The sequence below is a fragment of the Hymenobacter chitinivorans DSM 11115 genome (assembly GCF_002797555.1).
Lineage (GTDB): Bacteria > Bacteroidota > Bacteroidia > Cytophagales > Hymenobacteraceae > Hymenobacter > Hymenobacter chitinivorans.
Map to the genome: position 1 here is coordinate 689,572 of NZ_PGFA01000002.1, position 25,184 is coordinate 714,755.

At 60.2% G+C, this 25,184-nt stretch carries 19 protein-coding genes; 9 read left to right on the top strand and 10 right to left on the bottom strand.

Features of this window, described 5'->3' with window-relative positions:
• The first annotated feature begins 17 nt into the window (after positions 1-17).
• From CLV45_RS16570 to CLV45_RS16580, 3 genes are all read left to right on the top strand, one after another.
• Entirely contained in the window at positions 18-1,001 is a 984-nt protein-coding gene (locus CLV45_RS16570) for a radical SAM protein (protein WP_100337568.1), read from the top strand.
• 156 nt (positions 1,002-1,157) lie between these two features.
• The gene (locus CLV45_RS16575) at positions 1,158-1,676 is read left to right on the top strand and encodes a gamma carbonic anhydrase family protein (protein WP_100337569.1); all 519 of its coding nucleotides are present in this window, start codon (positions 1,158-1,160) and stop codon (positions 1,674-1,676) included.
• 88 nt (positions 1,677-1,764) lie between these two features.
• On the top strand, positions 1,765-2,109 hold the full coding sequence (locus tag CLV45_RS16580; protein WP_157807589.1) for a hypothetical protein: 345 nt from the start codon (positions 1,765-1,767) through the stop codon (positions 2,107-2,109).
• A gap of 83 nt (positions 2,110-2,192) precedes the next feature.
• Here CLV45_RS16580 and CLV45_RS16585 read toward each other — a convergent pair whose 3' ends face one another.
• Positions 2,193-3,524, bottom strand: coding sequence for a hemolysin family protein (locus CLV45_RS16585; protein ID WP_100337571.1), 1,332 nt, complete (start codon positions 3,522-3,524; stop codon positions 2,193-2,195).
• 226 nt (positions 3,525-3,750) lie between these two features.
• Here CLV45_RS16585 and CLV45_RS16590 point away from each other — a divergent pair, with 226 nt between their 5' ends.
• From CLV45_RS16590 to CLV45_RS16600, 3 genes are all read left to right on the top strand, one after another.
• Positions 3,751-5,961: a protein-disulfide reductase DsbD family protein gene (locus tag CLV45_RS16590; protein WP_100337572.1), complete on the top strand. Its 2,211-nt coding sequence runs from the start codon at positions 3,751-3,753 to the stop codon at positions 5,959-5,961.
• Positions 5,962-6,650: 689 nt separating this feature from the next.
• The gene (locus CLV45_RS16595) at positions 6,651-7,115 is read left to right on the top strand and encodes an AsnC family transcriptional regulator (protein WP_100337573.1); all 465 of its coding nucleotides are present in this window, start codon (positions 6,651-6,653) and stop codon (positions 7,113-7,115) included.
• Positions 7,116-7,373: 258 nt separating this feature from the next.
• Positions 7,374-8,333: an energy transducer TonB gene (locus CLV45_RS16600; protein WP_100337574.1), complete on the top strand. Its 960-nt coding sequence runs from the start codon at positions 7,374-7,376 to the stop codon at positions 8,331-8,333.
• A gap of 82 nt (positions 8,334-8,415) precedes the next feature.
• Here the strand turns inward: CLV45_RS16600 and trxA are convergent, their stop codons facing one another.
• The 4 genes from trxA to CLV45_RS16620 all read right to left on the bottom strand — a co-directional run bounded on the left by trxA (position 8,416) and on the right by CLV45_RS16620 (position 10,954).
• A complete protein-coding gene (gene trxA / locus CLV45_RS16605; RefSeq protein ID WP_100337575.1) occupies positions 8,416-8,745 on the bottom strand; it encodes a thioredoxin in 330 nt (109 codons plus the stop codon).
• A gap of 197 nt (positions 8,746-8,942) precedes the next feature.
• Entirely contained in the window at positions 8,943-9,329 is a 387-nt protein-coding gene (locus CLV45_RS16610) for a hypothetical protein (RefSeq protein WP_100337576.1), read from the bottom strand.
• A 64-nt stretch (positions 9,330-9,393) separates the two neighbouring features.
• Entirely contained in the window at positions 9,394-10,311 is a 918-nt protein-coding gene (locus CLV45_RS16615) for a TIGR01777 family oxidoreductase (RefSeq protein WP_100337577.1), read from the bottom strand.
• A 121-nt stretch (positions 10,312-10,432) separates the two neighbouring features.
• Positions 10,433-10,954, bottom strand: coding sequence for a GbsR/MarR family transcriptional regulator (locus CLV45_RS16620; RefSeq protein ID WP_100337578.1), 522 nt, complete (start codon positions 10,952-10,954; stop codon positions 10,433-10,435).
• Between the two features lie 318 nt (positions 10,955-11,272).
• Here CLV45_RS16620 and CLV45_RS16625 point away from each other — a divergent pair, with 318 nt between their 5' ends.
• A complete protein-coding gene (locus CLV45_RS16625; RefSeq protein WP_245882895.1) occupies positions 11,273-11,737 on the top strand; it encodes a YsnF/AvaK domain-containing protein in 465 nt (154 codons plus the stop codon).
• Positions 11,738-11,775: 38 nt separating this feature from the next.
• Positions 11,776-12,672 carry a YsnF/AvaK domain-containing protein gene (locus CLV45_RS16630; RefSeq protein ID WP_100337580.1) on the top strand — a complete coding sequence of 299 codons (897 nt, stop codon included), beginning with the start codon at positions 11,776-11,778 and terminating at the stop codon, positions 12,670-12,672.
• 67 nt (positions 12,673-12,739) lie between these two features.
• Here CLV45_RS16630 and dnaE read toward each other — a convergent pair whose 3' ends face one another.
• Positions 12,740-16,456 carry a DNA polymerase III subunit alpha gene (gene dnaE, locus CLV45_RS16635; RefSeq protein ID WP_100337581.1) on the bottom strand — a complete coding sequence of 1,239 codons (3,717 nt, stop codon included), beginning with the start codon at positions 16,454-16,456 and terminating at the stop codon, positions 12,740-12,742.
• Positions 16,457-16,747: 291 nt separating this feature from the next.
• On the bottom strand, positions 16,748-17,233 hold the full coding sequence (locus tag CLV45_RS16640; protein WP_100337582.1) for a hypothetical protein: 486 nt from the start codon (positions 17,231-17,233) through the stop codon (positions 16,748-16,750).
• A 352-nt stretch (positions 17,234-17,585) separates the two neighbouring features.
• On the opposite strand from CLV45_RS16640, the gene CLV45_RS16645 reads away from it, so the two are divergent.
• On the top strand, positions 17,586-18,695 hold the full coding sequence (locus CLV45_RS16645) for a fatty acid desaturase family protein (RefSeq protein ID WP_245882896.1): 1,110 nt from the start codon (positions 17,586-17,588) through the stop codon (positions 18,693-18,695).
• Between the two features lie 77 nt (positions 18,696-18,772).
• Here CLV45_RS16645 and CLV45_RS16650 read toward each other — a convergent pair whose 3' ends face one another.
• From CLV45_RS16650 to CLV45_RS16660, 3 genes are all read right to left on the bottom strand, one after another.
• Complete coding sequence (locus CLV45_RS16650; protein WP_100337583.1) at positions 18,773-19,630, bottom strand: LysM peptidoglycan-binding domain-containing protein; 858 nt, start codon at positions 19,628-19,630, stop codon at positions 18,773-18,775.
• 51 nt (positions 19,631-19,681) lie between these two features.
• A complete protein-coding gene (locus CLV45_RS16655; RefSeq protein WP_100337584.1) occupies positions 19,682-21,889 on the bottom strand; it encodes a lytic transglycosylase domain-containing protein in 2,208 nt (735 codons plus the stop codon).
• 259 nt (positions 21,890-22,148) lie between these two features.
• Entirely contained in the window at positions 22,149-25,061 is a 2,913-nt protein-coding gene (locus tag CLV45_RS16660; protein ID WP_170061877.1) for a TonB-dependent receptor family protein, read from the bottom strand.
• Positions 25,062-25,184 lie beyond the last annotated feature (123 nt).

Consider the following 25,184-nt stretch of genomic DNA (forward strand, 5'->3'; position numbering starts at 1 on the left):
GTACCTTTAGCCTCACTATGCGTCTAGTTCGTCACCCGGTGCTTTGCAACTATTACGTCACTTACCGGTGCAATGCGCGGTGCTCGTTCTGTGATATCTGGGAGAAACCCTCGCCCTATATTCAGCTGGCCGACGTGGAGCAGAACCTGCGGGACCTGAAGCGGCTGGGCGTGAGCGTCATGGACTTTACCGGTGGGGAGCCGCTGCTGCACCGACAGATTCACGAGTTTGTGGGTCTGGCCCACGACATGGGCTTTATCACGACCCTGACTACCAACTGCCTGCTCTACCCCAAGTACGCCGAAAAGCTGCGCGGCAAGGTCGATATGCTGCACTTTTCCCTGGATGCCTCCGAGAAGGAAGTGCACGACAAGGGCAGGGGCGTGGCCTGCTACGACTTCGTGCTGGAAAGCATCCGGGTGGCCAAAGAGCTGGGGGAGCGGCCCGATATTTTATTCACCGTGTTCCGTGAAAACCTGCACGACCTGGAAGCCGTGTACCGCGACATTGCCCAGCCCAACGGCCTGATGCTCATCATCAATCCGGCCTTTGAGTACAACAGCGTGGAAACCGGTGAGCAGCTGACTCCGGCCGAGCTGGATTATCTGTCGGCCTTCGGCAAGAAGCGGGGTGTATACCTGAACGAGGCCTTTATTCAGCTGCGCAAGGACGGTGGCAACCACGTGGCCGCGCCCGTGTGCAAAGCCGCCAGCACCACGCTGGTCATCTCGCCGAGCAACGAACTGGTGGTGCCCTGCTACCACTTAGGCGAGCAGAAATTCCCCATTCAGGGCCAGCTCTACGAGCTCTACCAGTCGCCGGAGGTGGGGCGGATGGTAGCTCTGGAAGGCCGGCTGCCCCAGTGTGAGGGCTGCACCATCAACTGCTACATGCAGCCCAGCTTCGCAGTCGAAATCAACAAGTACTTCTGGCAGGCCCTGCCCAGCACCCTCAAATACAACGTCCAGAAAGGGACCTGGCGGCGAATGCTGGCCCGATAAAGGTGAACTGGTGAAGTGGTGAGATGGTGAGATGGTGAGTTTTTCGTTTAACCCGCGCGGACTGCGCAGGTCCGCGCCGCCAGAACACCAAACTCACCATCTCACCAGTTCACCAGTTCACCAGTTCACAACTTCACCAGTTCACAACTTCACCATATGCCTGCTTTGATTCTGCCGGTTCACGGCGTTCTGCCGACTTTGGGCGCCAATTGTTTCGTGGCCGATAACGCCACCATTATCGGGGATGTGACGCTGGGCGCCGACTGCACCGTGTGGTTTAACGCCGTTATCCGCGGCGACGTGAACAGCATCCGCATCGGCGACAAAACCAATATTCAGGACGGAGCCGTGCTGCACTGCACCTACCAGAAGGCTGCTACCACCGTGGGTTCCCGGGTCAGCATCGGCCACAAAGCCATTGTGCACGGCTGTACCATCGACGACGACGTGCTCATCGGCATGGGGGCCATTGTGATGGATAAGGCCGTGGTGGGCCAAGGATGCATTATTGCCGCCGGGGCCGTGGTGCTGGAAAATACCCAGTGCGAGCCAGGCTACCTGTACGCCGGAATTCCGGCTCGCAAAATCAAGCCCGTGACGGAGGAGCAGCGCGCCAACCTAAGCCGCACGGCCGATAACTACGTGCTTTACGCCAGCTGGCTGAAGCCCGAGTAGCGGGCTAGTTGTGCGGGTGGCAAATTATGCTGTTATTGATTTGTCTATCCTGGGCATACTGTTCAGGAAGGTATACAACGCATTTTTTGTGAAAAAAGCCTACTCTTTTCTACTCGGCGGTCTGCTGACCGTCACCACCTTTGCGTCCCACGCTCAATCCGTGAGCCCAGCACCGGCTCAGCCAGTAGCTACGGCCAGTGCCGCGCCGCTCAGTCCGGAGCCTACTGCCTTGCCGGCCCATCAGGCCGCAACGGCCCTGGCCACGACGCCGGCCGCCTCGGTTGCCCAAGCTGCCGCTGTAGCACCCGAGCAGCAGCAGGCCACTCGTCAGCCCCAGCAACCTGCGAAGCCCGCCAAAGTGTCAAAGGGCGTCTGGATTGCCATTGGTATCGGGGTGCTCCTGGCCGTAGTACGCATAGCAACTGCCAGCTAGGAACAGGTCTGCACTTTGCTCAAGGCTAATAAAGAAGCCCGCTCTCGGCTGAGAGCGGGCTTCTTTATTGCTGGTGAGGGTGGTTACATATTCAGGCCTTCACCGGTTTCCAGCTGCCGCTCCTCGTCGGCCGTGACGCGGAGCTGTACTAGCTCCACGGCGCGGCGGGAGCGTTGCAGCACCCGAAACTCGTAGTTGTCGAGCACGGCCACGTCGCCGACTTCGGGAATGTTGCCATAGATGACGTTGAGCAAACCGCCCACAGTTTCGTAGTCGTCGCCCTCGGGCAGGGGGTAGGGCAGGTACTCGTTGGCGTCGGAAATGGGCGTGGCGGTGTTGACGCGGTAGTCGGTTTCCGAAATCTTCTCGACTACCGGTACCTCGTTGTCGTACTCGTCCTGGATTTCGCCCACCAGCTCCTCCATGATGTCCTCGATGGTCACGATGCCCGACACGCCGCCAAACTCGTCCGAGACGATGGCCATGTGGGTGTGCTTGCGCTGAAACTGGCGCAGCAGGCGGTTAATCTTCTTCGTTTCGGGTACGAAGTACGCCGGCCGCATGATTTTGGACAGCACGATGGGCTCATTGCGGCGCACAATCGGCAGCAGATCCTTCACGTAGAGTACGCCCACGATGTTGTCAATATTGTCTTCGAACACCGGAATGCGGGAATAGCCTTCGTTGTAGACAATTTCCAGAATGTTTTCCTGGGGCGTATCCACGTCGATGGCCGAGAGCTTGGTGCGGGGCACCATAATCTGCTTCACCATTCGGTCGTTGAACTGAAACACGTTTGCAATCAACTCATGCTCCGAGTCCTGAATTTCGCCGCTCTGCTTGCTTTGGTCTAGCAGCAGGCGCAGCTCGTCGGCCGAGTGGGCCTCGGGGCCGTGGGTTACCTGCCCGCCAAACAAACCCGCTACCAGGTTGGAAAGCGTGTTGAGCAGCTTAATAAAAAGCCAGAAGATTTTGGCAAAGGCCCACAGCGGCAGAGCTACGGCCATGGTCGTACTCTCGGGCTTCTGGATGGCCAGCACTTTGGGGGCTTGCTCCCCAAGTACAATGTGCAGAACGGTGATGATCGAAAAGGAGGTGACCAGCGAAATCCGGTGCACTGCTTCCACCGACAACGCAATACTGAATTGGTGGATAAGGGCCAGTACCACTTCCGCCACCACGCTTTCCCCGATCCAACCCAGGGCCAGAGAGGCCAGCGTAATACCGAGCTGGGTAGCTGACAAATAGAAGTTCAGGTCCTGCAGCATGCTTTGCACCCGCTTGGCCAGAAAGTTGCCACTTTGCGCCTTTATCTCAATTTGGGAGATACGAACTTTGACGAAGGCAAACTCTGCTGCCACAAAAAAGCCGTTCAGCAACACGAGCAGAACGGTAAGTAAGATATTTAAGATCATAGATCCGGGGGTCGGGCTCACGCGGCCCAGCTCCCTTGGTACTACAAAAGTACGAGATTCTATCCAAGCGGTTCCAGCTCAGTTGCTATTCGGCGCCCGGCGCGGCTGGTGCGGCCGCCGGCACAGCCCGCGTTTCGGGGTGGCGCGCAGCCTTAATAATAAGATTGTGACACTTCCTGCCGTACTTTGTTTGTTCCCAACGTTGTCGTTGTTCTAACTCTGCTTCATGCTTTTTAATAAGAAAATACTGCTGCCCCTGTGGTTTTTGCTGCTGCTACTCGGCCCGGCGTCGGCCCAGGTGCTCACGCCGGCCAAGCTCAGCACTGCCGTCAGTCAGCCCGCGGCCAAGGCGGGGGAGGAGCTCGATTTGATTGTCAATGCCCGCATCGACAACACCTGGCACCTCTACGCTACTGATTTCGACCCCGACCTGGGGCCCACGGTTTTTACCTTCTCATTTGCCAAAAGCCCGGCCTACGAGCTGGTCGGTAAGCCCAAATCGGTGGGGGCCAAAAAGAAGTTTGACGACGTGTTTAAGGGCGACGTCACCTACTTCGAAAAGACCGGCCAGATCCGGCAGCGCATTCGGGTGCTGCAGCCCGGCCCGCTCACCGTCAAGGCCGACGTCGAATACCAGAGCTGCACCGACGTGGACGGGCGCTGCATTCCCGGCAACGAAACCCTGAGCTTCGGTCCCGTCGAGGTAAGCGGCGCAGCAGTAGCCGCCGCAACCCCGGCGGCAACTACAACGCCCGCCACCACTACGGCCCCGGCAGCTACCCCATCCGTCACAACGCCCCAAGCCGCCGGCACGGCAACTCCCGCGGCCGATTCGGCTGCCGTAGCCGCGGCCCCGGTCGCTGCCTCTCCTGAAGCCTCGGCCACCGTGGCTCCCGCGGCCGCCGAAAGTGCTGCTGGTGCTGCTCCCGTAGCTGCCTCGGCCTCCAACACACCCGCCGGCACGGGCTTGAGCTTGTGGAAATACCTGCTGCTGGCCTTCGGCGCGGGCCTGGTGGCCGTGCTCATGCCCTGCGTGTATCCCATGCTGCCGATGACGGTGTCGTACTTCACCAACAAGAGCAGCCGGGGCGAGGCCATCAGCAAGGCCCTGGTATATGGCCTCTCCATTATCAGCATCTACACCGGTGTGGGCGTGGTGCTGAGTTTGCTCTTCGGCGCCGACGCGGCCAACGTTATCAGCTCCCACTGGCTGCCCAACCTACTGTCCTTCGTTATCTTCCTCTTGTTCGGCATGTCATTTCTGGGCATGTTTGAAATCAACGCGCCCAGCAGCCTAGTTAATAAAGTAGATGCTAAAGCCGACCAGGGCGGCTGGTCAGGGCTGTTTTTCATGGCGGCCACCCTGGTGCTCGTCTCTTTTTCCTGCACCGTGCCCATCGTGGGCTCGGTAGCCATTGCCGCGGCCAACGGCGAGCTGCTGCGGCCCACGCTGGGTATGCTGGCCTTCTCTACGGCCTTTGCTTTGCCCTTCGTGCTGTTTGCCCTGTTCCCGACCTGGCTCAAGTCGATGCCCCGCTCGGGTGGTTGGCTCAATACGCTCAAGGTGGTTCTGGGCTTCGTGGAGCTGGCCATGGCCTTTAAGTTTCTGAGCTCGGCCGACCTGTCCTACCACTGGGGCCTGCTGCCCCGCCCGGTGTTCCTGGCCATCTGGATTGTGCTGGCAGGCCTGCTGGGCATGTATCTGCTGGGTAAAATCCGCCTGCCCCACGACAGCGACAATCCCCGGGTGAGCGTGCCCCACCTGCTGCTGGGCGCCGTGGCCTTGTCGTTTATGCTTTACATGGTGCCCGGCTTGTTTGGCGCCCCGCTCAATGCCCTATCGGCGTTGGCGCCGCCGCCCGCCCGCCAGGATTTTGCCTGGCTCGGCAGCGGCGCGGCTCCGGCCACAGCTACTGCCGCCGAGCTGTGCACCTCGCCCCGCTACGCCGAAGTGCTGGAGCTGCCCCATAATCTGTCGGGCTACTTCACGCTGCAGGAAGCTCTGGCCTGCGCCAAAGAAAAGAACAAGCCCATTTTCGTGGATTTCACCGGCCACAACTGCGGCAACTGCCGGGTGATGGAAGCCGGCGTCTGGAGCGACCCGCGGGTGCTGCAGCGCCTGCGCGACGACTACATCATCGTGGCCCTGTACGCCGATGACAAAACTGAGCTGCCCGCCGACCAGTGGTATACTTCCAAGCGCGACCAGCGGGTGAAAAAGACTTTGGGCGAGCAGAACCTGGACTTCCAGATCAGCCGCTTCAACATGAATGCCCAGCCCTATTACACGCTGCTCAGCCCCAGCAGCACGCTGGAAAACCCGGTGGTACTGGCCCCGGCCGTTACCTATGAGTCGGACGTTAATAAATTCATCCGTTTCCTCGATGCGGGCAAGGCTCAGCACCAGCGCCAAAACGCACCCGTGGCCCGCCGCTAAAAAGAGCGGGACGTAAAAACAAAATCCGGGGCGGCCGGGAATAAGCACTGACTTACTCCCGGCCGCCCCGGATTTTATTTTTGTGGTGGCACAAGCAACCTTTAGTCAGGAATTGTACTCACTTGTAGCTAGAGGTCGGACTAGTCGGGTATAAAACTGTTTTAACCGCGAATGGCAGCTGTTTCTCCCGCGTCGGAATATAACTGGGCTTGGTCTGTTGTTTTGCCGCTGGGCTTTCGACTTGTTCCGTTTTTTGATTTCCTTTGCACCCAGTTGGACGAAAGAAGCAAAGTTTTGACTGCTTCGTTAGCAGATTGTTACTATACAAAAAGGCTGCACCCACCCAGATGCAGCCTCTTGAATAAGAACGTACCCACCCAGATACGTCCTGGTTTTTCCCTCCTCACATTATCCAACTGATCAGCTGTAGAAGAAGGGTTCGAACCTCCACGGTGTAGTTAGCCGGCCGCCGGACCAGTTTCTCCCAAATCACCACCCCCGAGAGAGGAGGGCATGTCTGCCAATTTCATCATCCTACAAAATGGCCCATCACCGTTCGTGTTGGATTGTAACAAATTTAGTATTTGAGTTGAATAAATAAAATAATCGCAGACATATGGTTTAAAATTTACATACTTTTTAGTATCACTGAAGAAGATTTGCAAATTAGGCAATCAACCTGCTGAAAAATGGCCCGCAATTACGAACTTGACGACACCGACCGCAAAATATTGGCACTTCTGATTGAAGACGCCAAGATTCCCTACACCGAAATTGCCCGTAAAGTCCACGTTTCGGGCGGTACCGTGCACGTGCGCATGGCCCGCCTCGAAGAATTGGGCATTGTGAAGGGGGCTACCCTCAAAATTGACTACCAAAAGCTCGGGTACGGGGTCAGTGCTTTTCTCGGAATTTACCTGCTCAAGAGCTCAGTCTACGCCAGCGTGGTGGAGCAACTGCGCGAAATTCCGGAGGTGGTCAGCATCCATTTTACCACTGGCGCCTACGGCGTATTTGCCCGCCTCGTGTGCCGCGACACCCAGCACCTGCGCGACGTGCTCCACGACCGGGTGCAGCTCATCGAGGGTATCGAGCGCACCGAAACGCTTATTTCGCTCGAGGAAACCATGAACCGCGCCATTCAGCTGCAGTAGCTTTTTAGTTGCTGCCGACTTTCACTAAGGGCCTGCTTCCTGCCAACCGCAGCTGAGGCAGGCCCTTTTGTGCCTGATGAGCTTGCGCCCGGCTTTTCTACTTTATGCATTATTCCTGGAAACTGTTCTGTTAAATTTCGAGTGCAAAGTATAGCAAGCCAACCCTGAATCCCGTAGATTTAGAGTCTGGTATCCCGCTACTTGGCTAAAAGCAAGTAAGTAAGTATCTTTCCTTAGCTGATTTTTGTCCGCACATCCATGAAAGCGCTACTCATTGCATTTTTGGCGACGGCCGCCCTCGTGCCCCCAGCCCGGGCGCAAAGCCTGCCGGCCGTATACTTGAATGCCCGCGACGAAGAAACCGTGCCCGACAGTGCCACACACTACCGGGTGGTGGACCGCAAAAAAGGCGAAGGCGGCTACGCCATGCGCGACTACGCCCTCAATGGCACCCTGCTGCTGCGCGGTACGCTCACCGGCTTGGAGCCAGCCGTGCGCAATGGGCTCTTTACCTGGTATCACCCCAATGGCAACAAGGCCGGGCAGGTGCACTACCACAACGACGAAGCCGACGGGGTGTACGTGTCGTGGTACGAGGATGGCAAAGTGAGCCAGCGCGGGGAGTACACCGACGGCATGCGCACCGGCAAGTGGATCAGCGTGCACCGGAACGGGCAAAAACGCTCGGAGGGCACCTACGTGGCCAGCCGGCCCCACGGCGAGTGGCGCTACTACTACGATACGGGCCAGCTCAGCGCCGTGGAGCGGCTCGAAAACGGGCGCAGCACCAACCTGAAGTTTTTCAACCTGGAAGGTGAGCTGTATGCCGGCATACCGCGGCGTCGGCAGGCGGCCGAATTCCCCGGAGGGCAGGCGGCTTTGATGCAGTATTTGGCCCGCAACACGATTTACTCCAAGGCCGCCCGGCGCAAGAATATTACCGGCAAAGTATACGTGTCGTACACGGTGGGCGAGGACGGACGGGTAAGCCAGGTACGCGTCGTGCGCGGTTTGGCCCCCGAGGTCGATATTGAGGCCCGCCGGGTAGTGGCCGCCCTGCCCGCTTTCAAGCCCGGGCGCGAGTATAACGTGCCCACGGCCATGACCTACACGCTGCCCATCATGTTTGCCCCTAACTTCAAGCTCTTTGGTGGCGTGAAGGCTACCCAGACGCCCCCCACCGAAGCCCGCGCCGGCAACCCCGACGACAGTTATTAGCCTCTCAGCAATGGCCACAGAAAAGCCCTGCTGCTCCTCGGAGCGGCAGGGCTTTTTCTATGTAGTGGGCCGCTAACCGAAGTTAGACGGTTACCTGGGCATCCAGTTTCTGGGCCAGCACGTGCTTGGGCACGGCGCCTACTTGCTTGTCCACGATCTGGCCGTTTTTGAACACGAGCAGCGTCGGGATGCTGCGGATGCCAAACTTAGCCGAGGTCTGGGGGTTGGAGTCTACGTCGACTTTGCCGATAATGGCTTTGCCTTCGTATTCGCCGGCCAGCTCCTCAACGACCGGGCCCACCATGCGGCACGGACCGCACCACTCGGCCCAGAAATCCACGAGCACGGGTTTGTCGGAGTTGATGATCTGGTCGAAGTTAGCATCGGTAATCTCGATGGCTTTATGTCCCATGACAATAGGGGGTTTGTGGTGACAATGAAACTGCTCCTTACGAAACTTGGGGCTGCAAGGTAGCAGATTGCGAGTTCAACAAGACTTGAGCCGGAAAGTTTCAACCGGCCAGCTTGTCATATTCTACCCACGCCACCCGTAGCCTCTAGCCCCGGACTGGGCTGCTGGCGCGAAGCCCGGCCCGGGACTAGAGGCCCTTACAAGGGCTTATCGACTACGAACTGATAGGTGCGGGCATACTCCTGGGCGCGGTGGCGGAGCTTATAAAACACGTACAGGTTGAAGAAGTGCATGGCGCCCAAAATCAGGATGATGGTGCCAAGCTTGATACTGAGTGTCTCGACGCTGCCCTGGTAGCTGGTAATTTCGTCGGTGCTGCGCAGCGTCAGAGTGGCATACCCGATGTTGATGAGGTAGAAACCCGTGAGCAGGAGCTTGTTGACGGAATCCGCCAGGTGCTCGTTGCCGTGGAAAATATCGACCAGAAACGTGCGGCCATTCGTGAAAAGCGTGCGGGCCACCCACACCGTGAGCAGAACCGTGACGGGCAGATACACCCCGTAAACGAGCAAGTGGTAGTTCATGACGGTAAAAAGTTAGAAGTGAAAAAAGGATAAAGAAGCGCGGCACTACAAGCACCGGAAGAAGCTAGGGAAGCTGGGGCACGAGGTCGGCCAGAGCCTGCTCGCAGCTGGGAAACTGGAACCGGAAACCCGCCTGCACCAGCCGCGCGGGTACTACTTTGCGACTTTTCAGCACCAGCTCAGTCTCGGTACCCAGCAAAAACGCCCCGATTTCGAGTAGCCACCGCGGCTGGGGCAAATGGAAGCGGGGCCGGTAATAATGGTCGAGCAGGCCGTTGAATCCGTGGTTGGGCAGCGGCTGGGGTGCGCAGAGGTTGAAGGTGCCGTCCAGGTCGGGGCGAGCCAGCAGAAACTCCACGGCCCGGCAGAAGTCCAGCACGTGCAGCCAACTTATCCACTGCCGGCCCGTGCCCTGGGGCGTGCCCAGCCCGAAGCGCGCCAGGCGTGCCATTACCGGCAGGGCCCCACCGTCGGGCCCCAACACGATAGCCGTGCGCAAGGCCAGCCGACGGGTGCAGGGCGTGGCGGCCACCCAGAATTCGGCTTCCCAGCGCTGGGCTACCATTTCGGAAAAGTTGCGGCCAATGCGGCCGTCGGCTTCGGTATTGGCCGGCTCATCGGCCGGGGTATCGGTGTAAATCGTGGCCGTGGACAGGTTCAGCCAAACGGGTGGGGGAGTTTGGCAAGCGGCAATGGCCTGACCCAGCACCCGGGTGCTTTCGGTGCGGCTGCGGGTAATGGCGTACCGATTGACGGCCGTGTAGCGGCAGTCCACGGTGCGGCCCGCCAGGTTTAGCACCACGGCTGCCCCTTCCAGCTCGGCGGCCCAGGCGCCCAGGGTTCGGCCGTTCCAGGCTACCTGCCCGGCTCCCGCCCGCCGACTCAGCACTACCACCCGGTAGCCCAGCAAGGTAAAATAGCGGGTCAGGTGCTGACCAAGAAACCCGGTACCCCCGGCAAGAATCATTTTGGGCCGTTCCATGCTGCGACAAGCGTTGAGTGAATGGATAAAAGGGAAGCCAGCTAGCAGTAAATTCTGATCAGCTGATTTTTATTAAACTTTCAGTAAAAATTGAAATCAATAAGTAAAAAAATAAGCCCGGCTATGGCCCCGGCCGCATGAGCTTCATAAAGGTGCTCAGAAACCAGTTTTCGTCGGCCTTGATGAGCGTGGCGGCGGCGCGGTCGGCAAAATCGGCGAAGTTCTGAATGCTGCCAATCATCTGGGTAAAGGCTGCGGTTTCCTCGGGCGTGGCGGTGGGAGAGGGCTCCACCTGCCGGATTTCACCCAGCACCCGCACAATGGGCTCCAACTCCCGGCGGCGGCGCTCCTTCAGGATCAGGGTGGCCACACGGTGAATATCCTTTTCGGCCGAGAAAAACTCGCGCCGCTCGCCCGGCCGCAGCTCTTTGCGCACAATGCCCCAGTCCATGAGGGCCCGCACATTCATATTCACGTTGCCCCGCGAAATCTGGAGCTGCTCCATGATATCCTCGGTACTCAGGGCCCCTAGCGACACCAGCAGCAGCGCGTGAACCTGCGCCATCGTGCGACTCACGCCCCAGGCCGAACCCAGGGTACCCCAGCCTTCAATGAATCTGCGCTTGGCTTCGTCGAGTTGCATGGCTCAAATGTAGAAGGATATTTTATACTTTCAATAATTATTGAAAATAAATTTAGCCAGTACTCGAAGCACGCCTTACCTCCGAAGGAGCAATAAAAAATCATGTTTAAATTCAATATGTGCCGCGTGAGTTTTGTCCAATTACGTGGTTAAGCTTGCTGTGGAGCGGATGGCGGGCTAGTTTGGGACCAGGGCCTTTATTAAAATATAAGTATGTAAAAATCAGGGTTTACAAAGTGCTAAATCTGTCGTTGAGGTCGGTGAAAAGGCTAGCTGGACGCTAGGAACCAACCGAAAAGGCGAGCGTAAGATTGGCCCATGGAACCCAACCGCCCCACCGACACTCCTTCTCAAATGCCCCGTTCGGCTACGGCTGGCCCCGGGCAGCCCCTGGTCATTCCGGTTATCGAAGAACAAGCCGTTATCAACCGGGAAGTGGTAGAAAGCGGGCGGGTGCGCCTGGCCAAAACGGTGCACGAGCGGGAAGAGCTGCTCGAAATACCGCTACAACACGAGGAAGTACTCGTCGAGCGGGTGCCCGTCAACCAGTTTGTGGCCGACGGGGCCGCCACCCCCGGCCTGCGTTACGACGGCGACACGACCATTATTCCGGTGCTGCGCGAGGTAGTGGTGACGCGCCTATTAGTGGTCGAAGAAATCCGCGTCACGAAGCGCACCCAAACCACCATGCTGACCCAGCCCATTACCCTGCGGCACGAGGAAATGCACATCGAACGAAACCCGGCCGCCGGGGCCGCCCCGGGGCCTGCTTCTGCAGAATAATCACCCTGTTTAATCTCCCAACCCTAAATTCTTTCACCATGAACCAGACCGTAGTAGGAATCTTCGATAACATTCAGGCCGCTCAGCAGGCTTCGCGCCAACTCATTGCCGCCGGTTTTATGCAGGAAAACGTGGACATCTCCTCCGGAGGCGCCGCTACGGCCAGCGGCAGCACTGCCGGCACTACCAATACCGCTAGCACCAACAGCAGCAACTACCAGAATACCAGTGGTACGACTACCGAAGCCGTCGGCGACGCTGCCGGCCGCGCCGGTGACAGCATCAGCAACTTCTTCAGCAACTTATTTGGCGGCGACGACACCGAGGACGCCCGCCGCTACTCGCACGTTGCCCGGCAGGGCCACTCCATTCTGACGGTGCACTGCCAGTCGGCGGAGCATGCTCGGCAGGCGGCTGAAATTCTGGACAACGCCGGAGCCGTGGACGTGGATGAGCGCGCCGCCCAGACGGGCTACGCCGGCGCCAACAGCTACCAAGCCGGTGCCAATACTGGTCAGGAAGGCATGTCGGCCCAGGTAATCGAGGAAAACCTGCAGGTTGGCAAGCGCGTGGAGCAAACCGGTGGGGCCCGCCTGCGCAGCCGCATCGTGGAGCGCCCCGTGGAAGCCAGCGTCCGGCTGCGCGAAGAGCACGTGAGCGTGGAGCGGCACCCGGTAAACCGGCCCGCCACGGAAGCCGACTTCAACACCTTCAAAGAGGGTGAAATCGAAATTACGGAAAGCGCCGAGCGCGCCGTAGTGGGCAAAGAGGCTCGGGTGGTAGAAGAAGTGACGCTGGGTAAGGAAGTTACCGAGCGCGAAGAAACCATCCGCGACACGGTGCGCAAAACCGAAGTTGACGTGGAGCGCATCAACGATGCCTCAACCCAACGCACGGGCTACACCACCGACGACGACGCACGCCGGACTTCGTAGTTTGTTGAACAGTGGACACAAAAAAGGGAGCCAGAATCTGGCTCCCTTTTTTGCGTGTATAGCCGGTTCAAATCAGCTGGCAGGCCTCAATTTCCATGGCCCGCATCTTGCGGATAAACTCCTTGGGCTCGATGCGGTAACGCCGCGAATAGGTATCGACGGTAAGGTGCTCGTGGGGCTCGGCAAACTTGATTTCGAGCTTTTTCGAGCCCGCGCAGCCTTCCACGGCTTCCATAAACCGGTCCATGAAGGGCTCGGTAATCGTGCGTAGATCGAGCTGCACCCGCACGCCGTTGGCCAGTTTCTCGGCCACGTTGAACAGGGGCTCCATGGTCAGGATCTTGAACTCAAACTGGTCGGAGTCGCGGAAGCGCTGGGCGTACTTGCCCCGGATATACATGGGCGGCACCTGCTCCTTGTCGTAGTTGCGGGGGTTAATCAGGGCCGAGAAGCGGCTGTAGTCGTCGCGGAACAAGGCCAGGTTCAGGCTCGACTCGTAGTCTTCCACGCTGAACGAGACGAAGGGCTGGCCGGTCTTGGTGGTCTTGAACATAACGTTCGAAATCAGCCCGGCCACGGTTACTTCGCGGTTTTTGTAGTTCTCCACCTTATCCAGCCCGCAGGTGCAGTAAGAGTCGATTTCGAGCTTGAAGTCGTCCAGTGGGTGACCCGAGAGGTAGAAGCCCACCACTTCTTTTTCGCGGCGTAGCAGCTCGGTAGCGGGCCAGGGCTCCATGTCGGCTACCTTGGGCAGAGGCATGGCCACGGCCCCGAAAGCCCCGCCGCCAAACAGACTCTGCTGGGCCGAATCCTGGTCGGCCTGGTACTGCTGGCCCATGCGCACGGCCTTGTCGATGAGGTTCTGGTCGCCGGCAGGTGCGTCCACGAACTGGCGGCGGTGGTAACGCTCAAACGAGTCGAAGGCGCCCGACAAGGCTAGGCTTTCGAAGGTCTTCTTGTTGACGGCCCGCAGGTTGACGCGCTTCGAAAAGTCGAAAATATCGGTGAACGGGCCCTTTTTGGCCCGCTCAGCCACGATGTTCTCAATGGCCGCCTCGCCGGCGCCCTTCACGGCAGCCATGCCGAAACGAATCTGGCCCTTTTCGTTGACGTTGAACTTGAGGATGGATTCGTTGACGTCGGGCCCGAGTACGGCCACGCCCTGGCGGCGGGCTTCCTCGATAAAGAAGGTCACCTTCTTGATGTCCGACATGTTGTTGGTCAGCACGGCGGCCATGTACTCGGCCGGGTAGTTCGCCTTCAGATAACCCGTCTGGTAGGCCACCACGGAGTAGGCGGCGGAGTGGGAGCGGTTGAAGCCGTAGGCCGCAAACTTCTCCATCACGTCAAACACCTCGTTGGCCTTTTTCTCCTTGATGCCGTGCAGTTCGGCGGCGCCTTTGCAGAATTTCTCCCGCTCCTGGGCCATCTTTTTCATGTCCTTCTTACCCATGGCCCGGCGCAGCAAGTCGGCGCCGCCGAGGGAGTAGCCGGCCAGAATCTGGGCGGCCTGCATGATCTGCTCCTGGTACACCATGATGCCCTGGGAGTAGTTCAAAATGGGTTCCAGCAGCTCGTGCGGGTATTCCACCTCCTCGCGCCCGTGCTTGCGGTTGATGAAGTTCGGAATGAACTGCATCGGGCCGGGCCGGTACAAGGCGTTCATGGCAATCAGGTCCTCGATGTTGGTGGGCTTGAGGTCCTTGAGGTACATGCGCATGCCCTCGGACTCGAACTGGAACGTGCCAATCGTGTCGCCGCGCTGGTAGAGCTCGTAGGTTTTGGGGTCGTCGAGCGGGATGTCGTCGATGTTGATATCAACGCCGTGGTTTTTCTTGATCAGCTCCAGGGCATCGACGATGATAGTCAGGGTTTTGAGCCCCAGAAAGTCCATCTTGAGCATCCCGGCACTCTCAATCACCTTACCGTCGAACTGCGTCACGAGCAGGTCGGAGTCCTTGGAGGTGGACACCGGAATGTACTTGGTGATGTCGTCGGGGGCAATGATAACGCCGGCCGCGTGGATACCGGTGTTGCGCACCGAGCCTTCCAGCTTCTCGGCCAGGCGCAGGATCTGCCCGCGTAGGTTGTCGGGCGCGTCGTCGCGCCGAATCATGTCGAGCTCCTGATTTTCGGCAAAGGCGCCGGCCAGGGTCGTGCCGGGCTTTTCGGGCACCATCTTGGCCAGCTCGTTGGTCAGGGGCAGCGGCAGCTCCATGGCCCGGGCCACGTCCTTGATGCTGGACTTGGCGGCCATGGTACCGAAGGTGATAATCTGGGCCACCTGGGTTTTGCCGTACTTATCCACCACGTAGTCGATAACGCGCTGGCGGTTCACGTCGTCGAAGTCGATGTCGATATCGGGCATAGACACCCGCTCCGGGTTCAGGAAACGCTCGAACAGCAGCGAGTACTTAATCGGGTCGATGTTGGTGATACCCACGCAGTAAGCCACGGCCGAGCCCGCCGCCGAGCCCCGGCCCGGGCCCACGGCCACGCCCACGCTGCGGCCGTGGTTGATGAAGTCCTGGGTGATGAGGAAGTAGCCGGCGAAGCCCATCGTCTGGATGATGCGCAGCTCGTAGTCCAGGCGCTCCTCGATTTCGGGCGTGCGCTCGGAGTAGCGGGGCGGCTTGGTCATCGTCACGACGCCCTTGCCGGCACTCGGCCCAAAAGCCCCCACGTAGGTCAGTTCGCGCAGAAACTCGTCGGCGTTGGCAAAAGCCGCAGGAATGGGGAAGTTGGGCAGCAGAATGTCGCGCTGCAGCTTGGGCGGCGTGATTTTATCAACGATTTCGTTCGTGTTGTCCACGCTTTCCGGCACGTCGCGGAACAGGTGGTTCATCTGCTCCTGGCTCTTGAAGAAGAACTGGTCGTTGGGGAAGCCGAAGCGGGAGCGGGGCCGGGGCATCTGGGCTTCCTCGTCGATGCGCATGAGCTGGCGGCGCACCGAGTCGTCGGAAGAAGCCAGGGGGCGCAGGTTGTCGAGGTGGTCGTAGAGCACCTTTTTCTCGCCCGAAATCAGGCGGAAGTACTTGGTCTGGAAGTCGCCGACCGGGATACTGTACTCTTCGCCGGTATTCACGCACAAGAGCAAATCGTGGGGCGCGAAGTCCTCCTGATTCACGTAGTGCGAATCGTTGGTGCAAATCACCTTGACGTTGTACTTCTGGGCCCACTTGAGCAGCACCTGGTTGAGGTCTTCCTGACTTTTGCCGGTGTTATCGATATTCTCGATGCCGTGGCGCTGGATTTCGATGTAGTAGTCGTCGCCGAACACGTCGAGCCACCACTTCAGCTGCTTCTCGGCTTCGTCCTCTGTTTTCCAGAGCAGGGCCTGGGGAATTTCGGCCCCGATGCAGCAGGAAGTGGCAATCAGACCCTCGTGGTATTGCAGTAGCAGCTCCTTGTCGATACGCGGATACTTGGAGTACACGCCCTCGATAAAGCTCATGGAGCAGAGCTTGGCCAGGTTCTGGTAGCCGGCCTGGTCCTTGGCCAGCAGCAGTTGGTGGTGCCGCACGTCCCGCTCCCCTTTTTCCCGGCTGAAGCTCTTCTTGTGCCGGTCTTCCACCAAGTAGAACTCGCAGCCGACGATGGGCTTCACGTTGTACTTATTGGCTTCGGCCACGAAGTTGAACGCGCCAAACATGTTGCCGTGGTCGGTGAGGGCAACGGCGGGCATGCCGTCGGCCTGGGCCTTCTTCATCAGGGCGCTGATGCTGGCCTGGCCGTCGAGCAGGGAATACTGGGTGTGGCAGTGCAGGTGGGAGAATACGGGCATCTTCCGGGGAATTCTGAGTGTTGAATTCTGACTGCTGAATTGGAATGCCCGATAATGCAGCAGTCAGAATTCAGCAGTCAGAATTTAATAAGAGTAAAGTTACCGCCAAAAGCGAGGCCGGGAAAGATTGCGCGGCAAGTGGTTTTTGTGTAGTAACCGAAAAAGGACGGCTTTGCGTGCCGTCCTTTTCGGTGGGTGTTCCTCGGCCGCTACGGCCACTCAGCTTCCGGCGCTGCTGCCAAGGGTGTTGGGGAGCGGGCTGCGCACACAACTTATTTTAGGGGCAGGGACTTAGTCGGCGGGTATCAGTGGGGCCGGCAAGGTAGCGAGCTGGGCGGCGTCGAAGCGGCGGAAAGCAGCTTCCAAGGCGGGGTTTTGCTGGCGCCGCGTCTTCATTTTAGCGGCGGAGGCGCTGGTAAGCAAAGCCTGCTGGTCCTTGGCCCAGGTCGGGCTCTGCAAGTTGAGGCGGACGGGCATTTTCATGTTTACGGGCAGCTTTTTGAGCTCTTCGGCTTCGGCCACCAGCCCTTTCTTGCGCGCCCCAAATTCGGTAATGGCAGTGCTCAACAGGGCAATAGCCCGGCCGTCACTGGGCGCAAAGTAAATTTCCCGCTGGCGCTGGTTGAGGTCGGCAAAATACTGCGCGGCATGGGCTTTCAGGCTGGTAACCACGGCCGGCGGGGTGGGTTGAGAACCGGCCGCAGGTTTGGTTTGAGCCAGCAGGGTGGCCGCGGTGGTCCACGCTAGGCAGGCAGTAAGCACGAGGCGTTTGGGCATACGTTCAGAATAAATAGCTGCCGGGAAGTTCCAGCGTGGTTATGGGGGCGCCGCGCCCACCCGGTCGAAGCCAAAGGTATCCTCGTAACGGTGCTGCCGCCCGGTTAGTGCCTCCCGGGTATTATAGCGGGCCGGTGGGCAGTGGGGCAGGGCTAGGACGATGCTGACGAAGCCCAACCATTAGAATCTGATTATCTTGCCCGAGTTATTGCACTTATTCTACCCGCCGGTTCGTTACAGGGCCAGCTTAATCTACGGCTGCCGAGCAGCTACTTTGGATTTTCTACGCTGATCAGGTCGTCGCTTCCGGGCGGCGGCACATGGTTATTTCTGGGTTTCTATTTAGTCGTTTTTGTCATTCCCGGCCGAGCGGTTCGGTCAGTATCTGCGCATGAAGTATCTGGTTTCTCTTACCGACCCGGTCTATGACCCGGCGGCCCCGGTTTCCCGGCTCGGCGCCTGGTTTTTGCAATTTATTCAGGACAAGCGGGACCTGCCCTTCGTGTACCTCATCCTAGAAATATCGGCCACGCTGCTGCCGTTGGCCGGGCTGCTGTTTGTGCCCGGGCTGCCGGCCGCGGCGTGGTGGGCAGTGTTTGGGCTGTACCTGCTGCTGACCACGTTCTACTTCAAGGGGCCGTTTGGGCTGATGCTGCACTGCACCAGCCACCGCATCCTGTTTAAGAAGAAGTACGCCCGGCTCAACCATTACATTCCCTGGGTGATTGGGCCGCTGTTTGGGCAAACTCCCGAAACCTACTTCACCCACCACCTGGGCATGCACCACCCCGAAAACAACCTGCCCGACGACGAAAGCTCCACCATGTACTACCAGCGCGACTCGGCCGCCAGTTTCGGGCGCTACCTGGTCGATTTCTTTCTGCTGGGCATTCCGAAGCTTGTCTTGTATTTCGGGCGCACCAACAAGCCCAAGCTGCGGTTTCGGCTGCTGCGGGGCGAGGTGGTCTACCTACTGACCGTGGCCGGGCTGGCTTTCGTGAATTTGCCCGCTACCCTGGCCGTGCTGGTGCTGCCCGTCCTCGTGACGCGGGCCGTGATGATGCTCGGTAACTGGAGCCAGCACGCTTTTATCGACTCGGCTGACCCCGGCAACTGCTACACCAACAGCGTGACCTGCATCAACACCAAGTACAACCACAAGTGCTGGAACGACGGCTACCACATCAGTCACCACCTCAAGCCCGCCCTGCACTGGACCGAGCACCCAGCCCACTTCCGCCAGAACCTGGCCGAGTACACCCGCCAGCAGGCCGTGGTTTTCGACGGTATTCACTTCCTGCACATCTTCGCCTACCTCATGACCCGGCGCTACGATCTGCTGGCCCGGCACTTCGTCGACCTCGGCGAGCAGTACCAGTCGGAGGCCGAAGTCGTGACGTTTCTCAAGTCGCGCACCCGCCGGATTCCCCGCCTGGCCCCGCCGGTAGCCGTAGCCGCCTAGCGCGGTGCTGAGCCAGACCAATAAAAAAGGGACGCTGCTACAGCGTCCCTTTTTTATTGGTCGAATTGGGTCTGGGGCTACTTGGCCGAGTTCAGCACCAGTACTTCGCCGATTTTGACGGCACCGGTGGGTTTGTTGTTCCATTCCTGGAGCTGGGCCGGCGTTACGCCATAGCGCCGGGAAATGCTGAACAGCGTCTCGCCCTTTTGCACCGTGTGGCGGGCCGGGGCGGCGGCCACTGGCGTAGCCGTGGCATTGGCGTGCGCTACGGCTGGGGCAGCCGCCACGGTGGGTTGAGCCGCCACTGGCGCCGCTTTGACGGGCGTCGTCAGCGGGGCGACTTTGAAGGCAGTGGTGGGCTTGGTTCCGGTTGCTTTCGAGGCGGCCAAGGCGTTGGCGGAAGCGGGCTTGGCCGGTTTCGACGGCGGTGGCGGCGCAATGGTGCCCATGGGTTCGGGCGCCGGAGCGGCGGCTACGGCCGGGGCGGGGCGGGAGGCGCCCACGAAGCCCGAGGCTCGCAGCCGTTCGGTGGCCGCTTTCAAGTCGGGGTTTTTGGCGGCGCGGGCGTCGAAGTTGCGAAACTGCGGGCTGCGCATCAGCGTCTGGAGCTCAATCTGCCAGGGCTGCTGGCGCAGGCGCTGGGCCAGGACCTGCTGCTGCTCGCGCGGGAGGCTGGCCGTGTAGTGGCTCAAACGCTGGTTCAGGGTCGGAATTTGCAGCAGGGCGGCTTCAATCAGGCTGACGGCCCGGGTGTCGCTGGGCTCGAAGTAGATTTCGCGCAGCTGCCGCACGCTGGTCTGCACCAGGCCCGACATTACCCGTACGGAATCTTCGGAAAGAGCAGCCGGGGCCGCCGCGGTGGACTGCTGGGCCTGGGCCGCCAAAGGGCCCGCAAGCAGGCCGCCAAACAGGAGTACTCGAAAGAAGGGACGCATTCGGAAAATCAGAGACTAAGAATCGGAAACGATACAAAAATACGGGGCGGGCTATTTGGTGGGCTTGATAACCAAAACTTCCCCCAGCTTCACATTGGCGTCGGCCTTGTTGTTCCACTCCATCACCTGCTTGATGCTCACCCCGTAGCGCCGGGCAATGCCGTACATCGACTCGCCGGCTACCACCGTGTGGCTCACCGGGGCTACCACAGCCGCCGCGGCTACTTCCGGCGTGCCCGTGGCGGGGCTAGCGGCGGCCATGGCGGTAGTAGGAGCCACCACGCGCAGCACCTGACCCAGGCGCAACGACGGGCTGGCGGGCAAATTGTTCCAGGCAATCAGGTCGGCGGGGCGCAGGCCGTACTTGCGGGCCACGGCGTAGAGGGTTTCGCCTTTCAGTACGGTGTGCTGGCCGTTGGCCGGTACTGGCTCCACAGCAGTGGCAGTAGGCGCCGAGTAGGAGGGCGGCAGCGGGCGGGCCGCCGGGCTGGTGGCAGCGGCAGGTTCAGCCGCCGGCGTCGGCGCTTTGGCCGGCGCAGTAGCTACTGGAGCGGGGGCCGCTTTGGGAGCGGCCGGCTGGGCCGCCGGGACTTTCACGGGCTGGGCCGCTACGGCTTCGTCCCGGGGCTCATCGGCAACGGGGGCCGCGGTGGGCAGGGGCTTTTTGGGCTGTTGAACCACGGGTGTCTCCTTCGGCGCTGGTTTGGCGGGGGCGGCAGGCTTGCTGGCCGCCGTGGCCTCGGGCAGCTCGTTCAGGTTTTCCATGTGGTCATCCGTCACGCTGTCGGCCTGGGTTACCAGGGTCTTGTCGGCGTTGGTCGTGGCCGAATCGGCGTCGGTGGCATCTTCCAGAATCCGGTTGGCGGCGGCCGTCGTGCCGGTGTAGGGCTCGGACTCATCCTGGGCTTTTTCCTTTTTGCGGACTGGTTTGGCCGGCGCCGGTGCGGGAGCGGCCGGCTGCGGGGCGCGCTCGAAGGCGGCCAGGGCAGCGGCGTTGTCGCTCTTGGCGTACTCGATGGCGACTTCCTTGGGCCGGGTGTGCTGCAGCCACAGAATGCGGCCCGGGCGCAGCTCCTCGTTGCGGGGCATGCGGTTTTTGCTCCAGATGGCCTTGGCCCGCACCCCGTATTTCTGCGACACGGTGGCTATACTCTCGCCGGGCTGGGCCACGTGGTACTCCACGGCGGCCTTATCCCGCTTTTTCTGCACGAAGTAAGGCTGACCCACCACGATGTTGTCGAAGGCAAACAAGTCGTTGTACTGCATGAACTTGCGCATCTTCACCCCGGCCCGCTGAGCCAGGCTCTCCTTGGTGTCGCCGGGCAGGGCAATGATGGCGCGCAAGCCGTTGACCTGCACGAAATCGGCGTTTTGCGGGTCAGGTTTGGGCTCGTGCAGGAGCTGGCCGGCGGCGGCCGTTTTCTGCTGGGCCGCCATGGCCGTAAGTTGCAGCGGGTCGGTTACGGGTACCAGAATGGTGTAGGCCTTATCCAGGGGCACGGGGCCGTCGTTGAGCAGCCAGCGGTTGTGCTTGGCCAGCTCCGCGGGGCTGGTTTGCAACGAAGCCGCCAGGGCCGAGAGCTGCTGCCCGGCCGCGGCCGGAAATTCGGCCAGCAGCATCGGGGGCTTGGGGTTTTGACCGCAGGCGGGCTCAAAGGCTACTTTGTGGGCCAGAAACGTCAGCACGTAGGTGTGAGTCTGCTCGGTGACTTCCATTTCGGTGGCGTCGAAGTCGGTGGGCAGGGTGTAGGGCTTGGCCCCGGTCAGGCCCAGGTTGTAGCTGAGCAGGGTATTGAGCCAGTTGTGAAACGTGTTGTTGTTGCGCAGAAAGTACTTGGCCGCCGCCCGCGACGAAGCCACGATGTGCTTACGCTCGTCCACCACGTCGTTGACGACCACGCCCAGCTCCGTGGCCGACTCGCGCTTGAACTGCCAGTAGCCCACTGCGTCGTGGATGGACTGGGCCTCACCCTGCAGGCCGCTTTCCTGGAGCACCAGGTAGCGGAAATCCAGGGGCACGCCCTCGGTCTGAAACACCCGGTCGATAAGCGGAAAGTGGGCGTCGGCCAGGTTTACGCGGGCCTGAAACGAGGGCTGGTAACGCCGGATGGCGTCTACTTTCTGTTGGACGGCGGCCCGGCCTCCCTCGGTGAGGCGCAGGTGCAAACCGGCAAAATAGAGGTCCGCGGGGACCGTCACGCTCTGGGCCGCGGCCAGCAGCGGCAGCAGGCAGAGCAGCGTGAGTATAAGTCGTTTCATAGGAGGCAAACCGGTAGTTCTGGCTTCAATCCTACTGAGGACCAGCGCCGACCGTGTACAAAGTAGGCGAAAAAACCCTGGATACGGCAGAAAAAGCCGTAAAAATGCTCATTTTTCAAGCCGTAGTTCCTGCCCCAATCCGGCCCGTCGAGCCGACCGGTGCAAAATCCGGGCGGCAAAAACCCGAACGGGGCCGCCGCTTTTGCCAAGCCGCGGCCCCGTTCGGGTGCTGGTTTCACAGGGAAGAAATCCGGGGTGCTTAGCCGCCGAAGCCCGTGCCGGGCCCGCCGCCGCCGCCGGGTGGCCGGCCGCCGGGAATGCCGCCGGGCGGGCCAAATTGCCGGTTTCCGTCGCGCGGTGCATCGGTGGGGGCTGCGCCGCCTGCGCCGCTGAAGTTGCGCAGGTTGTAAGTAAACATCAGCATGAAGTAGCGCTGCAGGATGTTGGTGCGTACGTCTTCGGTGTAGGCGTCGGTGATGTTGCGCTGAATGCTGTTGTTCTGGGCCAGCAAATCGAAGGCGTAGAGCTTGATTTCGGCCTGCTGCTTGGCAAACAGCTTTTTGCCCAGGCTGGCGTTCCAAAGCACGAAGTTCTGGTTATAGCCCGCCGTCAGGCCCGAATAAGCCAGGTGGTTCACTTCCGACTGCAAAGTCACGCCCTTGACCAGAATCCAGTTCAGGCGCAGAGTGGTGTTCTGACGGAAATACTGGCTGTTGCTGTTGCTCTGCACCGTATTGCGGGCGTAGGTCTGGCTGGAGTTGGAGGAAATGGTGAAATCGAGCTCGGGGCTGATATTGCTGCTCAGCACCGCGCCCAGGGCGAAATTGGGGGAGCGGTTGTAGTTGAGCACTCCGTTGACGAAGCCCGGTGTTTGGCTGAAGCTGGCCGAGGCGTTCAGGTTCAGGTTCGACTTGATGGGCTTCAGCGGCAGGGTGTAGTTGGCAAACGAGCGGAGCGAATACTGGTTGTTCAGGTTGACGGGCCGGATGATGGTACCGCCGGCGGGCACGATGACGTTGGTGCCGTCGATGGGCGTGGGCTGCCGCACGACGGTGGTGCTGTTGGCAATGGAATTGTTGGTAAACGAGCCGCCAATGAGGGCAAAAAAGGAGCGCGAGGTTTCGGGCTGGGTCGAGGAGTAGCGCAAGAACAGGTTGTGCGAGTATTCCTGGGCCAGGTCGGGGTTGCCGGTCCGGATCTGGAGCTGGTTGGAGTTATTTACTACGGCCTGCAGCTGGCTGATGCTCGGATTCTGGGTGCGGGTCTGGTAATTGAGGCGCAGGTTTTGGTTGCGGGAGAATTTGTACTGCAGCGTGGCATTAGGCAAAACGCTCCAGAACGGCCGGTCGGTGGTGGCCGTCTGCGGAAACTCCTGCTCGTTGTGGAGCTGGGCGTACTGCACCGACGAGCCCACGGCCCACTCCAGCTTCTCGAACTGGTAGCGGTAAGTCAGCCCGCCGGAGTTGGTGACGTAGCGGCTGGTAAAGACGTTGCTGAGCTGCTCGTCCAGCTCGCGCTGCTCCCCGCTGAGCAGGTTGTAGGTTTTTTTGTCGGAGTCGTTGGGCGAGTAGTTCAGCGAGTAGTTCAGCTGAAGCTGGCTTTTCAGACTGATTGGCTCGGTGTAGTTGGCCGAGCCGTTCCAGGTCCACCCGATTTGGTCGAGGCGGGAGTACTGGTTGGTTTGGGTAACCCGGGCCTCGGGCCGGGCGGTGTAGTCGAAGTTGTCGGAAAACAGGTAGTTGTCCGCGTTCCGGTCGTTGTAGGTGGTGTTCAGGCCCAGCGAGAAGGTCCGGCCGCGCTTGGCGAAGCGGTGGCGGTAGAGCACCTGGTTGGTAAAGGTCAGGCCGGTCTGGTCGGAGTTGTAGCGGCTGCGGTTGGCGCTCTGCACGCTGTCGGGCACGTCCGAAAAGGCGCTCAAAAAGGTGTTGCCGTCCAGGTTACTGTCGCTCGAATTGTTCTGCATCGTCAGGCGCGGCTGCCACAGGATGGAGTTGGCGCTGTCGATTTTGTAGTCGAGGCGCAGGCTGAAGCGGTTGTTGATGTTGCGGGCCGAGCCGTCCGACACCTCGTCGTAGCCCAGGGTGCGGCCCCGGGTCAGCACGTTGTAGAGGCGGTTGGTGGTGCTGTTGGAGTTGTTGTCGCTCAGGTTAAAAAAGTAGCTGGCCTGCACGTCCACTTTTTTGCCCCAGGTGTCGGAGAAGTTCAGGCCCACGGCGTGGGTCGTGGAAATGCCGCTGGCCTGGTTCACCAAGAAGTTGCCGGCGTTGCCGCCGCCCTGCTGCCCGCCGCCGCGGTTGCCACCCTGGCCGCCTTGGCCACCCCGGGCTCCGCCCTGGCCGCCGCGGTTGCCGCCCCCGCCCTGGGCCGAGGTGCCGATGACACCCAGCAAATCGTCGGTGCCGAAGTTCTGCTCGTTCACGTTGTTAGACTGAGCTACCACCGAAAAGCGGCGCGCACCCTTAAACGAGTTGATGTTGCCGCTCACCCGGTACTTGCCGTCGGAGAGGCTGTTGCTGCCGCTGCTGGGCCCGTAGCCGGCCACGATGCGCCCAAACTGCCCGTTGCGGAAGCTGGGCTTGGTCACGATGTTGATGGTTTTCTCGGTGTTGCCGTCATTGAAGCCGGTGAACTGCGACTGGTCGCTGCGGCGGTCAAACACCTGGATTTTGTCGATGGCCTCGGCCGGCAGATTTTTCAGCACGGCGTCCGGGTCGCTGCCAAAAAACTCCTTGCCGTCGACGGTGATGCGCTGCACCTGCTCGCCCTGGGCCTGCACTTTGCCGTCCTGCACCACCACGCCGGGCATTTTGGTAATCAAATCCTGGGCATTGGCGTCGGGGTTGGTTTTGAAGGCCCGGGAGTCGTACTGGGTTGTGTCGCCCTTCTGCACGGCGGCGGCGGCCTGGCCCACCACTTCCACGCCTTTTAGCTTCACCTGGCTGGTAGCCAAAGTGAGGGCGCCCAAAGCCACGGGCCCGTTGGTAACTTCCACCGGCCGCCGCAGCGTGACGTAGCCCAGAAAAGAGGCTGTCAGAATATAGCGGCCGGGTGCGGCAGGTATCGAAAAGCTGCCCGTCGGATCCACGGCGGTGCCGGTCTTGGCCGAGTCGGGCAGGTGCACGAGCAGCACGTTGGCCCCAATCAGCGGCGACTGATCAGTAATGTCGACCACGCGGCCGGAAACGGGGTAAGTTTGCGCAAATCCGGGGAGAGCCCCGAACAACAATACTAGTAATACAGCTACTTTTCTCATCATCCTATTGAGCCTGAAGCTCAATAGACGCGGCTTGAAGGC

What these genes read in the sequence shown, in the direction of transcription:
- CLV45_RS16570 (WP_100337568.1), top strand. Translation starts at nt 18, where the DNA reads ATGCGTCTAGTTCGTCACCCGGTGCTTTGCAACTATTACGTCACTTAC.
- CLV45_RS16575 (WP_100337569.1), top strand. Translation starts at nt 1,158, where the DNA reads ATGCCTGCTTTGATTCTGCCGGTTCACGGCGTTCTGCCGACTTTGGGC.
- CLV45_RS16585 (WP_100337571.1), bottom strand. Translation starts at nt 3,524, where the DNA reads ATGATCTTAAATATCTTACTTACCGTTCTGCTCGTGTTGCTGAACGGC.
- CLV45_RS16590 (WP_100337572.1), top strand. Translation starts at nt 3,751, where the DNA reads ATGCTTTTTAATAAGAAAATACTGCTGCCCCTGTGGTTTTTGCTGCTG.
- CLV45_RS16595 (WP_100337573.1), top strand. Translation starts at nt 6,651, where the DNA reads ATGGCCCGCAATTACGAACTTGACGACACCGACCGCAAAATATTGGCA.
- CLV45_RS16600 (WP_100337574.1), top strand. Translation starts at nt 7,374, where the DNA reads ATGAAAGCGCTACTCATTGCATTTTTGGCGACGGCCGCCCTCGTGCCC.
- trxA (WP_100337575.1), bottom strand. Translation starts at nt 8,745, where the DNA reads ATGGGACATAAAGCCATCGAGATTACCGATGCTAACTTCGACCAGATC.
- CLV45_RS16610 (WP_100337576.1), bottom strand. Translation starts at nt 9,329, where the DNA reads ATGAACTACCACTTGCTCGTTTACGGGGTGTATCTGCCCGTCACGGTT.
- CLV45_RS16615 (WP_100337577.1), bottom strand. Translation starts at nt 10,311, where the DNA reads ATGGAACGGCCCAAAATGATTCTTGCCGGGGGTACCGGGTTTCTTGGT.
- CLV45_RS16620 (WP_100337578.1), bottom strand. Translation starts at nt 10,954, where the DNA reads ATGCAACTCGACGAAGCCAAGCGCAGATTCATTGAAGGCTGGGGTACC.
- CLV45_RS16625 (WP_245882895.1), top strand. Translation starts at nt 11,273, where the DNA reads ATGGAACCCAACCGCCCCACCGACACTCCTTCTCAAATGCCCCGTTCG.
- CLV45_RS16630 (WP_100337580.1), top strand. Translation starts at nt 11,776, where the DNA reads ATGAACCAGACCGTAGTAGGAATCTTCGATAACATTCAGGCCGCTCAG.
- dnaE (WP_100337581.1), bottom strand. Translation starts at nt 16,456, where the DNA reads ATGCCCGTATTCTCCCACCTGCACTGCCACACCCAGTATTCCCTGCTC.
- CLV45_RS16640 (WP_100337582.1), bottom strand. Translation starts at nt 17,233, where the DNA reads ATGCCCAAACGCCTCGTGCTTACTGCCTGCCTAGCGTGGACCACCGCG.
- CLV45_RS16650 (WP_100337583.1), bottom strand. Translation starts at nt 19,630, where the DNA reads ATGCGTCCCTTCTTTCGAGTACTCCTGTTTGGCGGCCTGCTTGCGGGC.
- CLV45_RS16655 (WP_100337584.1), bottom strand. Translation starts at nt 21,889, where the DNA reads ATGAAACGACTTATACTCACGCTGCTCTGCCTGCTGCCGCTGCTGGCC.